This is a genomic window from Zunongwangia endophytica, from assembly GCF_030409505.1.
Taxonomy (GTDB): domain Bacteria; phylum Bacteroidota; class Bacteroidia; order Flavobacteriales; family Flavobacteriaceae; genus Zunongwangia; species Zunongwangia endophytica.
In genome coordinates this window covers 2,474,795-2,489,293 of record NZ_JAUFPZ010000002.1, presented here as the reverse complement: position 1 = coordinate 2,489,293, position 14,499 = coordinate 2,474,795, and the positions used below count along the sequence as shown (strand labels likewise).

Annotated in this window: 11 protein-coding genes; 5 read left to right on the top strand and 6 right to left on the bottom strand. The window is 36.5% G+C overall.

Annotated elements, in window-relative coordinates; genetic code table 11:
• Window positions 1-77: 77 nt before the first annotated feature.
• Complete coding sequence (locus QWY91_RS10845) at window positions 78-1,619, bottom strand: SulP family inorganic anion transporter (RefSeq protein ID WP_290234866.1); 1,542 nt, start codon at window positions 1,617-1,619, stop codon at window positions 78-80.
• Window positions 1,620-1,882: 263 nt separating this feature from the next.
• On the opposite strand from QWY91_RS10845, the gene era reads away from it, so the two are divergent.
• The 4 genes from era to QWY91_RS10825 all read left to right on the top strand — a co-directional run bounded on the left by era (window position 1,883) and on the right by QWY91_RS10825 (window position 8,430).
• A complete protein-coding gene (gene era / locus QWY91_RS10840; protein ID WP_290234863.1) occupies window positions 1,883-2,767 on the top strand; it encodes a GTPase Era in 885 nt (294 codons plus the stop codon).
• Between the two features lie 104 nt (window positions 2,768-2,871).
• Complete coding sequence (locus QWY91_RS10835; protein ID WP_290234861.1) at window positions 2,872-4,131, top strand: cation:proton antiporter; 1,260 nt, start codon at window positions 2,872-2,874, stop codon at window positions 4,129-4,131.
• An 82-nt stretch (window positions 4,132-4,213) separates the two neighbouring features.
• Window positions 4,214-5,518: a ribosome biogenesis GTPase Der gene (der, locus tag QWY91_RS10830; protein WP_290234858.1), complete on the top strand. Its 1,305-nt coding sequence runs from the start codon at window positions 4,214-4,216 to the stop codon at window positions 5,516-5,518.
• A gap of 176 nt (window positions 5,519-5,694) precedes the next feature.
• Entirely contained in the window at window positions 5,695-8,430 is a 2,736-nt protein-coding gene (locus QWY91_RS10825; RefSeq protein WP_290234856.1) for an outer membrane beta-barrel protein, read from the top strand.
• A 98-nt stretch (window positions 8,431-8,528) separates the two neighbouring features.
• Here QWY91_RS10825 and QWY91_RS10820 read toward each other — a convergent pair whose 3' ends face one another.
• The 5 genes from QWY91_RS10820 to QWY91_RS10800 are packed head-to-tail and all read right to left on the bottom strand — an operon-like array spanning window position 8,529 to window position 11,704.
• On the bottom strand, window positions 8,529-9,335 hold the full coding sequence (locus tag QWY91_RS10820; protein WP_290234854.1) for a TPM domain-containing protein: 807 nt from the start codon (window positions 9,333-9,335) through the stop codon (window positions 8,529-8,531).
• Entirely contained in the window at window positions 9,336-9,776 is a 441-nt protein-coding gene (locus QWY91_RS10815; protein WP_290234851.1) for a TPM domain-containing protein, read from the bottom strand.
• A gap of 18 nt (window positions 9,777-9,794) precedes the next feature.
• Window positions 9,795-10,394 (bottom strand): LemA family protein, encoded by a 600-nt coding sequence (locus QWY91_RS10810; RefSeq protein WP_290234849.1) that lies wholly within the window; start codon window positions 10,392-10,394, stop codon window positions 9,795-9,797.
• 3 nt (window positions 10,395-10,397) lie between these two features.
• Window positions 10,398-10,727, bottom strand: a complete 330-nt coding sequence (locus QWY91_RS10805) for a MerR family transcriptional regulator (protein ID WP_290234846.1) — start codon at window positions 10,725-10,727, stop codon at window positions 10,398-10,400.
• Window positions 10,727-11,704, bottom strand: coding sequence for a M23 family metallopeptidase (locus QWY91_RS10800; RefSeq protein ID WP_290234844.1), 978 nt, complete (start codon window positions 11,702-11,704; stop codon window positions 10,727-10,729). The genes QWY91_RS10805 and QWY91_RS10800 overlap by 1 nt, the downstream gene beginning before the upstream one ends.
• A gap of 131 nt (window positions 11,705-11,835) precedes the next feature.
• Here QWY91_RS10800 and alaS point away from each other — a divergent pair, with 131 nt between their 5' ends.
• Window positions 11,836-14,445: an alanine--tRNA ligase gene (alaS, locus tag QWY91_RS10795; protein WP_290234840.1), complete on the top strand. Its 2,610-nt coding sequence runs from the start codon at window positions 11,836-11,838 to the stop codon at window positions 14,443-14,445.
• Window positions 14,446-14,499: the final 54 nt, after the last annotated feature.

Here is a 14,499-nt window from a genome sequence, read left to right as displayed (position 1 = left end):
TTTCGATAGTCTAAGGAGCTTTTTTTAATAGATAAAAATAAAAATTAAATGTTCGTAGGAACGTAAGAATAATCAAACTAATCTACGCGATCGGTAACCACGCGATAAGTTGGATCTTCAATAATATTTACCTCAATGATTGCATCTGCATTGTTTAGGAGATGGCGACAATCATCACTTAAATGTCTTAAGTGTAATTTTTTATTTTGCTTAGCATATCTTTCGGTAAGTTTATTTACCGCTTCGATACCAGACATATCTACAATTCTACTTTCAGAAAAGTCTACAATTACTTCTTCAGGATCATTCAAAACATCGAATTTCTCATTGAAAGCTGTTGTCGATCCAAAGAAAAGTGGACCGTATATTTCGTAATGTTTAACGCCATTTTCATCGATTCTTTTTCTAGCTCGAATTCTTTTCGCGTTATCCCAGGCAAATACTAATGCTGAAATAATTACACCAATTAATACTGCAAGTGCCAAATTGTGAAGCAAAATGGTAATTAAGGTTACCAATACCATTACAAAAATATCATGCTTAGGCATTCTGGTAAGTGTTTTAAAACTTGCCCACTCAAAAGTACCAAATGCCACCATGATCATAACTCCTGTAAGTGCTGCCATGGGTAATAATTCAATTACCGGTGCACCAACAAGGATAATTATTAAAATAGTAATCGCAGCGATAATTCCAGATAGTCTTGCGCGAGATCCGGAAGATAAATTTACCAGCGTTTGTGCAAGCATCGGGCATCCCCCCATTCCGAAGAAAAAGCCATTGGCAATATTTGCGGTTCCCTGCGCAACACATTCTTTGTTACTACGACCACGGGTTCCGGTAATTTCATCAACAAGGTTTAAAGTTAATAGTCCTTCAGTTAAACCAACTGCTGCCATGATAAGTCCGTATGGTAAAATAATCTTCAGGGTTTCTAAAGTAAATGGAACCTGCGGAATGTGAAAAGGAGGTAACGTACCACTTACTGAAGCAATATCTTTAACCTGTCTGGTCTCAATTCCGAAGAAATAAACAAGACCAAAAACCACTAATATTGCTACTAACGATGGTGGAACTGCTTTGGTTATTTTAGGAAAAATAAGAATAATAGCGATCGTTAAAGCTACTAAAGCCAGCATAATTAACAATGGGCTACCTGTTAGCCATTCTACCTGTCCATTTACCACTTCTTTAAACTGTTCTAATTGAGCAGAAAAAATAATAACCGCAAGACCGTTTACAAACCCAAACATAACAGGTTGCGGTACTAATCGTATAAATTTCCCCAGTTTAAATACGCCAACGGCAATCTGAATGATTCCTGCCATGGCTACTGCGGCAAATACATATTCTAATCCGTGCGAATTCATTAAAGCAATTAAAACAACGACGGTTGCACCGGCACCACCAGAAACCAATCCCGGGCGTCCACCAAATATTGCGGTAATTAATCCCATTATAAAGGCGGCATATAAACCAACTAACGGAGGGAAGCCTGCTAATATGGCAAAAGATAAAGATTCTGGGATCATGGTCATTGCCACGGTAAGCCCAGCCAATATCTCGGTTTTATAATTAACTTTTTGAGAAAAATCAAAGAGATTGAAGACTTGTTTCATATTGCTTTTTGTGTCTTTTGCTGATATTTAAAGCCTTGGGCTTCAATTTTAGAAGCCGCAAAATTATATAATTTAATTTAATAAGAAAGCAGACTGCTTAAAAGCCTTCAATTTTTAATGGTATCGTAATATAAATCCTTGTTTTTTACGTATTTAGTAGTCGTTTTTAGGTTGTAGAAAAGCTTCTTTTCTGAAAAAAATCAATTTTTCGTTTGGTTTTAGGTTGCAGTAATTAAATAAAATATCTTTGTAAAAAATTCAGCATGGCACATAAAGCAGGTTTTGTAAATATTATTGGGAATCCCAACGTAGGAAAATCAACATTGATGAATGCTTTTGTAGGAGAGCGTTTATCCATTATTACTTCTAAAGCGCAAACTACAAGACATCGTATTTTGGGGATTGTGAACGGAGAAGATTTTCAGGCAGTTTTAAGTGATACTCCCGGAATTATTAAACCTGCGTACGAGCTTCAGGCATCGATGATGGATTTTGTAAAATCTGCTTTTGAAGATGCCGATGTGTTAGTTTATATGGTTGAAATTGGCGAGCAGAATCTAAAAGATGAAGCTTTCTTTAGAAAAATTATTCATGCTGACATACCGGTTTTATTATTACTGAATAAAATTGATAAATCTCACCAAGAGCAGCTCGAATCGCAAGTGCAGCTTTGGAAAGAGAAAGTTCCTAAAGCCGAAATTTATCCAATTTCAGCTTTAGAAGGATTTAATGTTGCTGAAGTTTTTAGCCGGATTATTGAATTGTTGCCAGAAAGTCCTGCTTTTTATCCGAAAGACAGCCTTACCGATAAACCGGAACGTTTTTTTGTAAATGAAATTATTCGCGAGAAAATTCTAATTCATTATAAAAAAGAAATCCCTTATTCCGTAGAAATAGAAACCGAGGAGTTTTTTGAAGAAGAGAAAATTATAAGGATGCGTAGTGTGATCATGGTAGAACGTGATACACAAAAAGGAATTATAATTGGTCATAAAGGGAATGCTTTAAAGCGAGTAGGTGTAGAGGCACGTGCCGATTTAGAGAAATTCTTTGGGAAACAAGTTCACATAGAACTTTACGTGAAAGTGAACAAAAACTGGAGAAGTAACGATAGACAATTAAAGCGTTTTGGTTATTCTAAAGACTAATTTTAGCATTTAGTTATTTTAATCTTTCGTTAAAAGACTTTGGTTAAATTGATTCCCAAACCGATTCGTATATCTTTAAGCTGAACTATTACTTCAGCAAAAATATGAGTCCGTTTATTATTCTAACCATCATCATTGCATTGGCCGCACTTTTTGGCTATGTAAATGTTCGATTTTTGAAGTTGCCAACTACTATTGGTTTAATGCTGATCACAATTATATTCAGTTTAGTTGTTTTCGGGATTAGTTTTTTTGATGATACATTACTCGACATTGAGCAATATATCATTACTCAGCTTGATTTTAGAACATTACTGCTTGATGTTATGCTTAGCTTTTTGCTTTTTGCCGGTGCATTACACACTAATTTTGAGCAATTAAAAGTCCAGCGATGGCCCGTTGTCGTGTTTGCAACTTTGGGCGTGCTTACTTCGACATTTTTAGTAGGTAGTCTTGTATACTTTATGTTGCCTTTATTTGGTTTGGAGGTAGATTTTATTAATTGTCTACTCTTTGGTGCTTTAATTTCTCCTACAGATCCTATTGCCGTATTAGGAATATTAAAAAAAGCAGGTGCTCCAAAACAGCTTGAAACAAAAATAGTAGGAGAATCTTTATTTAATGATGGAGTAGGAGTAGTCGTTTTTCTAACCATATTTAATATTGCCGAATCTGGTGGTAGCGAAGAAAGTACCGGATTTATGCATATTCTTGAGCTTTTTGGTGCTGAGGTTATTGGAGGCGTAGGTTTAGGATTAGGGATTGGGTATATCACCTATCTTTTAATGCGCTCGATTGATGATTATGATACTGAAGTAATTATCACACTAGCTGCAGTAATGGTTGGTACAGCAGTTGCTCAAAAACTTCATTTTTCTGCTCCTTTAGCTATGGTAACCGCAGGTTTACTTGTAGGCAAGGATACCGTTAGACAATCCTCTATGTCTGAAATGACGGAAACTTACGTTGATAAATTTTGGGAGCTTATTGATATTCTTTTAAATACGGTGCTTTTTGTTCTTATAGGGATGGAGATTTTGGTACTCACGTTCGATCTGGAATATATTCTTGCCGGGCTATTAGCTATTCCGGTAGTGCTTGTTTGTCGCTATCTTTCTTTGTTGCTGCCGATAGAGTTTTTCAGAAAGAAGCTGGGTTTTATTCCAAAAACAAATCTCATTATGACGTGGGGCGGTTTAAGAGGTGGAATTTCTATCGCGCTATGTCTGGGATTAACTAAAGATATGGATCGCGATCTTTTTCTTGTGATGACTTATGTTGTGGTAATATTTGCCATTTTAGTGCAGGGATTAACCGTTGGGAAACTAATTGAAAAAACACAGAATACACAAGCAGCTGAATAGCTAGAGGATACATTTAAATTCATGAAAATTTAATGTTTCTAAATCGGTTGTTTAATACTACCTTTGCAAATAATTTTTAGTTATGAGTGGTATTGTTGCTATTGTAGGGAGGCCTAATGTTGGAAAATCTACTTTTTTTAATCGTTTAATACAACGTCGTGAGGCGATTGTAGATTCTGTGAGTGGTGTAACCCGCGATCGTCATTATGGAAAATCAGACTGGAATGGTCGGCAGTTTTCTTTAATAGATACCGGTGGGTATGTTATTGGGAGCGATGATGTTTTTGAATCTGAAATTGATAAGCAGGTAGAACTCGCTATCGATGAGGCAGATGTGATTATCTTTATGGTAGACGTAGAGACAGGCATAACCCCGATGGATGAAGATGTTGCAATACTTCTTAGAAAAGTAAACAAACCTGTATTTCTTGCTGTAAATAAAGTAGACAACAATAAACGCCTAGAGAACGCTGTAGAATTTTACGCTTTAGGTTTAGGAGATTATTTTCCTATTGCGAGTACCAATGGTAGTGGATCTGGAGATCTACTAGATGCAGTTATCGAAGCTTTACCAGAAGAAACAAATGTTGAAGAAAGTGAGCTTCCAAGATTTGCAGTAGTAGGACGTCCTAATGCTGGTAAATCTTCTTTCATTAATTCATTAATAGGTGAAGAAAGATATATCGTAACTGATATTGCAGGAACCACTAGAGATTCTATAGATACCAAATACAACAGATTCGGTTTTGAATTTAATTTGGTAGATACGGCTGGGATCCGTAGAAAATCAAAAGTTAAAGAAGATCTGGAGTTTTACTCGGTTATGCGATCGGTAAGAGCAATAGAGAATGCCGATGTTTGTTTACTCGTCTTAGATGCCACCCGTGGATTTGACGGCCAGGTACAAAATATATTCTGGCTTGCGCAACGCAACCGTAAAGGGATAGTTATACTTGTAAATAAATGGGATTTGGTTGAAAAAGAAACCAATACCATGAAAACTTTAGAGCAGGAAATTCGCAGGGAAATTGAACCGTTTACAGATGTGCCAATTATTTTTATGTCTGTGTTGAATAAGCAGCGTATTTTCAAAGCGATAGAAACTGCCGTAAAAGTATTTGAGGATAGAAGTAAGAAGATAAAAACTAAGCTTCTTAACGATGTCATGCTCCCAATAATGGAAAATAATCCGCCACCGGCTTATAAAGGAAAGTATGTGAAAATTAAATTCTGTACCCAGTTGCCAACTCCGCAACCGCAATTTGCATTTTTCTGTAATCTTCCTCAGTATGTGAGAGATCCTTATAAAAGGTTTATAGAGAATAAATTACGTGAGGAATTTGATTTTAAAGGAGTTCCAATTACAGTATATTTCAGAAAGAAATAAAATTTTTTCAATAGTTTAATAAAGGATTCTTAAGCCATTTTAGGGTTTTTGAATCCTTTTTTTATGTTTTTTTAGAAAATTTATGATGTTTTATTAAACGTTTTCGTTTTAGCGGAGTCTAACTAGATATAACCACCACGTTTATAACCTAAACCGAAAATTTTAAACATCAATCAATGAAATTTTATTTTGTAATCGCGTTTATTTTTATCAGCGCGATAGGCTTCTCACAAAAATTTGAATTGTCTGGGAAGGTCTTGGATCCCGATGGCAATCCGCTTCCATCTGCGACGGTGTACGTAGAAAAAGTCTCAGATAGTACTTTAGTGACGTATACAATATCTGAAAGTTCTGGTGAATTTACTCTCGCTGGCTCGTCTAAAGAAAAGAATTTAAATCTTTTGATATCCTTTGCTGGGTATAAATCATTCAAGAAGCTAGTCGAGATTAAGGAGGAAACTCAAAACCTAGGCGATTTGAAGATGGAACTTGAGGATAATCAATTAGGAGAGGTAACCGTGGTAGCTTCAAGACCTCCGCTAACATTAAAAAAAGATACTCTAGAGTTTAATGCCGATAGTTTTAAAACTCGGCAAAATGCAAACCTCGAAGAATTACTAGAGAAATTACCTGGCGTAGAAGTAGATTCTGATGGCGCAATAACTGTAAACGGAAAACCAGTTTCCAGTATTAAAGTAAACGGTAAAGAGTTTTTTGGCGACGATCCGCTTATTGCGACTAAAAATCTTCCCAAAGAGATTATAGAAAAAATTCAGGTTTCAAACGAAAAAACTAAGTCTGAAGAATTTACCGGTAAAGCAGGAGATCCAGATAATAAGACCATAAATATTACTATAAAAGAAGATAAGAATAAAGGCTATTTTGCGAGAGCTACTGCCGGTGGTGGTACCGATGATCGTTATGAGCTTAGCGCAATTGGAAATATTTTTAAAGACGATATGCGTTTAAGTATTCTGGCTAGTTCTAATAATATTAATAGTTCAGGTTTTAGTTTTGATGAAGTCTACGGAATGATGGGGGGAGGCAATGCACGTTCAGTTTTTGGAGGTGGTGGCGGCATCACCAAAGCAGAAAATGCGGGGCTAAATTATACTAATGAGTGGAGCGATAAATACGAGCTTAATGGTGATTATTTCTTCGGAAGAAACGATACAAGGCAGGAAACCACAATACAAAGAGAAAATATTTTACCCGATCAACGATTCTTTACGAACTCTTCAAATTATAGTGATTTAAAGAATGATAGCCATAGAGCTAATGCTAGATTCGAAATCGAATTTGATACTCTTACAAAACTTTCAGTTTCTCCACGATTTACTGCAAATGTTGGAAACTCTGAAAGGGGATCTTCTTCTGAGAGTTTAAATGAAGATCGGAAATTAGCAAATACAACAAGTACTACCGAGTCTGAAGATATCTACAGTACTAGCTTCAGTAATAATATCGATTTCATAAAACGTTTTGGTAATCGTGGTGCTTTTCTACAATTGGAATTTAGAAACACATATGACGTTCAGGAAAATGACAATTATTTTTATTCTGAAAGAGTAGTGTATGATGATAATGGTAATGATACAGAAATACAGGATCAATATATAGACGAAGATGGAAACACCGAAAATTATTCTTTTAGTGTTTCCCAACGGAGTGTACTGGCTGACGATCTCTTCTTGGATTTATCATATGATTTTTCTTCAAACAATAACACGAACGAGCGCTATGTGTTTGAAGCTGATCAAAATGGCGACTATAGTGTTTTAAATGAAGGCTTAAGCAGTAACTTTGAAGTGAAAAGTAGACAGCATATCCCAAATGCCGGAATCAACTATGAAGGAGATGTTTGGAGAATAGATACTAATTTTGGTCTTTTAAATACCACTTTAGAGAATAATAATTATCTATCTGATATTTCATTCGATAATACCTACAATAATCTTTATATGCGAGCAAGGATTCGGTATGAGGTTGAACGATCAAAAAGTTTATCGATAGATTATTCTACAGATGCTAATGTGCCTTCAGTGCGACAATTGCAGCCGGTTATTGATCAAACTAACCCCAATAATATCGTTACTGGTAATCCAGATTTGAGACCTTCTTATACTCACAATATTCGAGGAGGGTATCGTAATTTCGATTTTTCAACTCGTAGTGGTATTTTTAGTTATTTCAATTTAAATTTTACTGAAAATAGTGTTGTAGCAAGAACAATAACAGATCCTAATACACTTTTAAGAACAACTACCTACACAAATGTGGACGGTGCGATGTCTGCTTCCTTAGGTATTTTCTATAATAAGCAAAAGAAGAATGAAAATAGCGAGTTTAGATATCGATTATCTTTAAATAGTAGCTATAATAAAAATGTAGGATTTTCTAATGGTGTAAAGTTCAATTCAGAAAATATAGGCATTGGACCTTCCGTAAGGTTTACTTATGCTATAGAGGATGTTATTGAGGTTAATCCAGAGTTTGGTATAGATTATAATAATTCGCGTTATAGTATTAGTAATCTGAATGATCAGGAATTTATCAATCAGCGTGCAGGATTAGAGGTAACTACATACTGGCCCAAAAATGTAGTTTTTGGTAATGATATTTCCTACAATAAGTTCGGGAATGTATCTTCTGAATTTGATAACACCTCATTACTTTGGAATACCAGTTTAGGATATCAGTTTTGGGATGAGAAAGCAAACATCAAACTAAAAGTGTATGATGTATTGGATCAGGTAATTAATACCCGTAGAGTTATTGGAGAAGATTATATTCAGGATACTAATAGCTTAGTTCTTACTCAGTATGCAATGCTAAGTTTTACCTATAATTTAAAGAATTTTGGAGGTGAAGGTTATGGAGGTGGCAGAGGAGGCCGACGACCACGAAGATAGTACTTTAAATAATTGACAAAAAAATGCCCAATCTTAGTTTTAAGATTGGGCATTTTTTATATAATTTCTACTAGTAATTTTATTCGTTTATTCAGATTTTACCAGCTTCCGCCAGCGCCACCTCCGCCAAAGCCTCCGCCTCCGAAGCCTCCGCCAAATCCGCCGCCGCCTCCGAAACCACCTCCAGAGCCACCGCCGAATCCTCCGCCGCCAAAACTACCGCGACCAAGTGAACTTAAGATAATGGCGTCCATAAGCGTGCTACGTCCACGACGACCACCGCCTTTACCACCGCCTCGATTTTTACCGATAAGGGAAATAATAATAACTATAAATACTATTATAAATAAAGCGATTGGTTTTGCCGAATTTCCAGAAGATCCTCTTTTTTGTGGAGTACCTTTAAACGTACCAGATAAAACTTCAAAGACAGCAGATGTACCTTTATCTAAACCTGTATAATAATCATCTCGCTTAAATTCTGGCAAAATGATATTGTTGATTATTTGATAAGTATAAGCATCGGTCATGTAAGGTTCTAAACCGTAACCTGTTTGTATCTGAATCTTTCTTTCTTTTTCAGCAACAAGAATAAGAAGTCCGTTGTCTTTACCATCCATTCCGATTCCCCATTCTTCAGCCCAGTGTGTTGCATAGGTTCCTGCGTATTCTCCCTGAAGAGAAGCAATGGTTGCAACTACAATCTGCGTCGAAGTTGTATCGGCATAATTAATAAGCTTTTGGGTAAGACGTTGTTCTTCCGAAGTATTTAAAAGATCAGCTTCGTCGTAAACTGCTGTTTGTTTACTTGGTTTTGGTGGTATATCACGCTGTGCGAATCCAACAAAACTAATAAGTAACAATAACAGGCTTAATAGGCCAATCTTTTTATTGAGTTGTAACATTTATCCTCTTGAAATTTGATCTGAAAGTTCATTTTCGTCATCTTCCTGCCATGGAAAATGTCTTTTCAATTGTTCACCGGCTTTTAATATGCCGTCAACAAGACCTTGTTTAAAGTTTCCTTTTTTGAAGTGTTCCAGGATTACATCTTTTGTGCTTTCCCAAAAATCATCTTCTACTTTATCGTTAATCCCTTTGTCTCCGTAGATCACAAAATTACGATCCTCTACAGCAACGTAGATTAGCACACCATTTTCTTCCTTAGTATTGTCCATCTTTAATTTGTGGAAAACATCCATCGCACGTTCAAAAATATCCTGTGCGCCAGAAGATTTTTCAAGATGAACCCGAATTTCACCAGAAGTGCTTTTTTCGGCAATTCTAATCGCCTCTACGATCTCATTTTCATCTTCGGTCTTTAGTGAAAATTCTTTGCGGCTCATAGTTTATATTTTAAAGGTTTACTTAAAGTCGAAATCTACTTCCGGAGCATTTTCAGCACCAGCATCGGCCTGGTAGCGCTCCATACGCTCAAAGCCAAACATTCCCGCAAATATATTATTCGGGAATTTTCTAATGAAGGTATTAAAGTCGGTTACCGCAGCATTGTAGCGGTCACGCGCTACATTGATACGATTCTCTGTACCTTCAATTTGTGCTTGTAATTGCAGAAAGTTTTGATTTGCTTTAATATCCGGATATCGCTCTACACTTACTAATAATTTGGATAATGCAGAAGATAAACCAGTTTGTGCTTGTTGAAATTGCTGAATTTGAGAGGCGCTTAAATTTGAAGCGTCCACGTTTACAGAAGTTGCTTTTGCACGAGCTTCTATCACATCCGTTAAAGTTCCTCTTTCAAAATCGGCAGCACCTTGTACAGTTTTAACCAGATTTCCAATAAGGTCGCTTCTTCGCTGATACGAACTTTCTACGTTAGACCATGCTTCTTTTGCGTTTTCTTCAAGTTCTACTCCCGTGTTGTTTACTCCGGCAGTCATACTATAAACTATTATTCCAAGAACAACTAGGACTATTACGGGGATTAACCATTTTTTCATTTTCTATAATTGATTTTTAATATTGATTAGGCTTGATTTAATTTTTTCTAATTTACGAACAATATCAAAATTGCTCAGTGTTTTTTGCTTTTCTTCTTTAAGATGAGTTTTGGCTCCTTCAAGCGTAAAACCGCGTTCTTTTACAAGATGATATATAAGTTCCAGGTTCTTAATGTCTTCTGGGGTAAATTTGCGATTTCCTTTCGCATTTTTCTTCGGCTGAATAACATCAAACTCCTTTTCCCAAAATCGTATTAGGGAAGTATTTACTTTAAAAGCCGTGGCTACTTCGCCAATGCTATAATATCTTTTTTCAGGTAGGTCAACTTGCATTAATCCAGAGATTGGTTTTCCTGTTGTGATTTTCTAAGTACTTCGTCAAATTCTTCAGGAGATAGATTTCCGTAGTAAAAATTGATAGGATTTATATGCTCATCATCTTTGTAAACTTCATAATGTAAATGTGGCGCTTCAGATCTACCCGTGCTTCCCACAAATCCTATGACATCACCACGCTTCACCTTTTGCCCTCTTCTTATATTGTATTTGTATAAGTGGGCGTAAAGGCTGGTATAGCCATAGCCATGATCGATTCTTATATGGTTTCCGTAACCTGTGCTATGATTATCGGCCCTTGTTACACGGCCGTCACCTGTAGCATAAACCGGTGTTCCTCTTGGCGAAGTAAAATCCATCCCATAATGAAATTTTCTCACCTTGGTAAAAGGGTCGGTTCTCCAACCATAACCTGATGCGATTCTGGTTAGATTTTCATTTTTTACAGGTTGGATGGCGGGAATTGCTGCTAGTAGATCTTCTTTTTCTTTTGCTAAATCAGCAATTTCATCTAAAGATTTAGATTGTACTACCAGTTGTTTGGTAAGCACATCCATTCTTTTTGTGGTTTCCAAAATTAGCTTCGAGTTGTCGAAACCTTCTAGATCTTTATATCGATTAATCCCTCCAAAACCGGCTTTACGTGTTTCTTCAGGGATAGGATTTGCTTCAAAATATAAACGGTAAATGTTGTTGTCACGATCTTCAATATTGCCAAGCACGTTTTGGATTTGATCCATTTTTTTATTCAGCAAGCCATATTGCAACTGCATATTTTGCAGTTCTCGCTTAAGTGCCTTTTCTTTGGGCGTTTCGATCTGCGGAATATTCAGGTAGACTAATAATAGAAGAAAACCGGCAAGAAAACTTCCGAAGATGCTAAGCAAAACAATCCCAAATCGACGACCTTTTTTTCGTTCGATTTTTTGGTAGGAAAGAGTATCGCTATCGTAATAATATTTAACCTTCGACATGAGGTAAATTTATAGTATTTTTGTTGCCGTTGTATGCACAAAAAGCGTGCAAGTTTATACGGTAACGAACAAAGATAGCAATTGTTTTATAGCCTGCATAATTTAATAATTTTTAGAAGAAATTACAGTACATGAAATCTCAGGAAATTCGCAAAAGCTTTTTAGAATTTTTTAAAGCAAAATCGCATAGCATTGTCCCTTCAGCACCAATGGTGCTTAAGAATGATCCAAGCCTGATGTTTACCAACGCCGGGATGGTTCAGTTTAAAGAATTTTTTCTTGGGAATTCGGTACCAAAAAATACTCGGGTAACCGATTCACAAAAATGTCTTCGTGTTAGCGGTAAGCATAATGATTTGGAAGAAGTAGGTCACGATACTTATCATCACACCATGTTCGAAATGCTAGGGAACTGGAGTTTTGGAGACTATTTTAAAGAAGAGGCCATTAATTGGTCCTGGGAATTATTAACCCAGAAGTTCAATATCGATAAAGAAAGTCTATACGTTTCTGTTTTCGAGGGCAGTAAAGAAGACGGTGTTGGTTTAGATACCGAAGCTTTAGAATTTTGGAAAAAAATTGTTCCTGAAGACCGAATTATCTACGGAAATAAAAAAGATAACTTTTGGGAAATGGGCGATCAGGGGCCATGTGGGCCTTGTTCAGAAATTCATGTAGATATACGTTCTGCTGAAGAGAAAGCCAAAAAATCGGGTAGAGAATTGGTAAATGCCGATCATCCGCAGGTTGTAGAAATATGGAACCTGGTTTTTATGCAATTTAACCGAAAAGCAGATGGTTCTTTAGAAGAATTACCTGCTAAGCATATCGATACCGGTATGGGATTCGAGCGTCTTTGTATGGTCATGCAAGGAAAACAATCCAACTACGATACCGATGTTTTTACACCACTTATCGCCGAGATAGAAAAGATCACTAATTCAACTTACGGTAAATCTGAAGAAATTAATATCGCCATTCGTGTGATTGCTGATCACGTTCGTGCCGTAGCTTTTAGTATAGCAGATGGGCAATTGCCAAGTAATACGGGAGCCGGTTATGTGATTCGTAGAATTTTGCGTCGTGCGATTCGGTACGGTTTCACCTTTTTAAATACTAAAGAACCTTTTATCTACAAATTAGTAGATAGACTTAAAACTCAAATGGGAGAAGCTTTCCCAGAGTTGGTAAAACAAGAACAGCTTATCCAAAATGTGATTAAAGAAGAAGAGCTTTCTTTTCTTCGAACTTTAGAACAGGGATTGGTGATGTTAGACAATATTGTAACCGAATCTAAAGGCAAAGAAATTTCAGGAGTGAAAGCTTTTGAATTATATGATACTTTTGGATTTCCGATCGACTTGACTGCGCTTATTTTAAAAGAAAAAGGACTTAGTTTAAATATTGCTGAATTTGAAGCAGAACTTAAAAAGCAAAAAGAACGCTCTAGAGCTGCAACCCAGGTAACCTCTGGAGATTGGGAAGAAATTACTGAGGTAGATGAAGATGCTTTTGTAGGTTATGATGAATTAGAAACTAAGGTCAAAATCGCCAAATACCGTAAAGTAGAAACGAAAAAGCAAGGAGCGCTTTATCAAATAGTATTTACTAAAACACCTTTTTATCCAGAAGGTGGTGGGCAGGTTGGCGATAAAGGATATTTGAAACTTGGTGAGGAAAAAATAAGCATTCTCGATACTAAGAAAGAAAGTAACCAGATTATCCATTTTGCTAAGAAATTGCCTAAAGATGTTTCAGCAGAGTTTACCGCAATAGTAGATGCAGCTGCTCGTGCAAAAACAGCGGCAAATCATACCGCCACACACTTACTGCATCAGGCGTTACGACAAATACTGGGAGCGCACGTAGAGCAAAAAGGTTCTATGGTGCAACCTAATTATTTGCGTTTCGATTTTAGTCATTTTAGCAAACTTTCTTCCGAAGAAATAGAGCATGTAGAGCAGTTTGTAAACGAGCGTATTCAGCAACACTTAAAACTTGAAGAACAACGAAATATCGCTCACCAAGAAGCTTTAGATCAAGGTGCGATTGCACTTTTTGGAGAGAAGTATGGCGATAGTGTTCGTGCGATTCGTTTTGGAGAATCTATGGAACTTTGTGGTGGTACGCACGTAAATAATACCGCCGATATCTGGTATTTTAAAATTACCGGAGAAAGTGCAGTAGCTTCAGGGATTCGTAGGATCGAAGCGATCACCGGGGAAGCAGTAAGAGACTATTTTAATACTAAAACTGAAATATTAGAAGAGGTTCAGGGATTGTTGAAAAATGCCAAAGATCCAGTAAAAGCAATTTCAGTATTACAAGATGAAAATGCTGAGCTTAAAAAGCAAGTAGAAGCTTTACTGAAAGAAAAAGCCAAAAACCTAAAATCTGAGATCAAAAATGAGATTCAGGAAATAAACGGAGTTCACTTTTTAGCAAAACAAGTAGATTTAGATGCCGGCGGAATTAAAGATCTAGCCTTTCAATTGGGTGGAGAGATCGATAATTTATTCCTTCTTTTTGGAACCGAGCAAAAAGGAAAAGCATTACTTTCTTGCTATGTTTCTAAAGAGTTAGTTGCTAGCAAAGACTTAAATGCGGGAACAATTGTTCGTGAGCTTGGTAAGCATATCCAGGGAGGTGGCGGTGGCCAGCCTTTCTTTGCAACTGCAGGTGGTAAAAAACCTGCAGGAATACCAGAAGCTTTAGCTGAAGCTAAAAAATATATCGAATAACAAGATTCTAAGAAATTTAGTATCTTTCTTTTATGAAAAAGATAGGCGTACGGA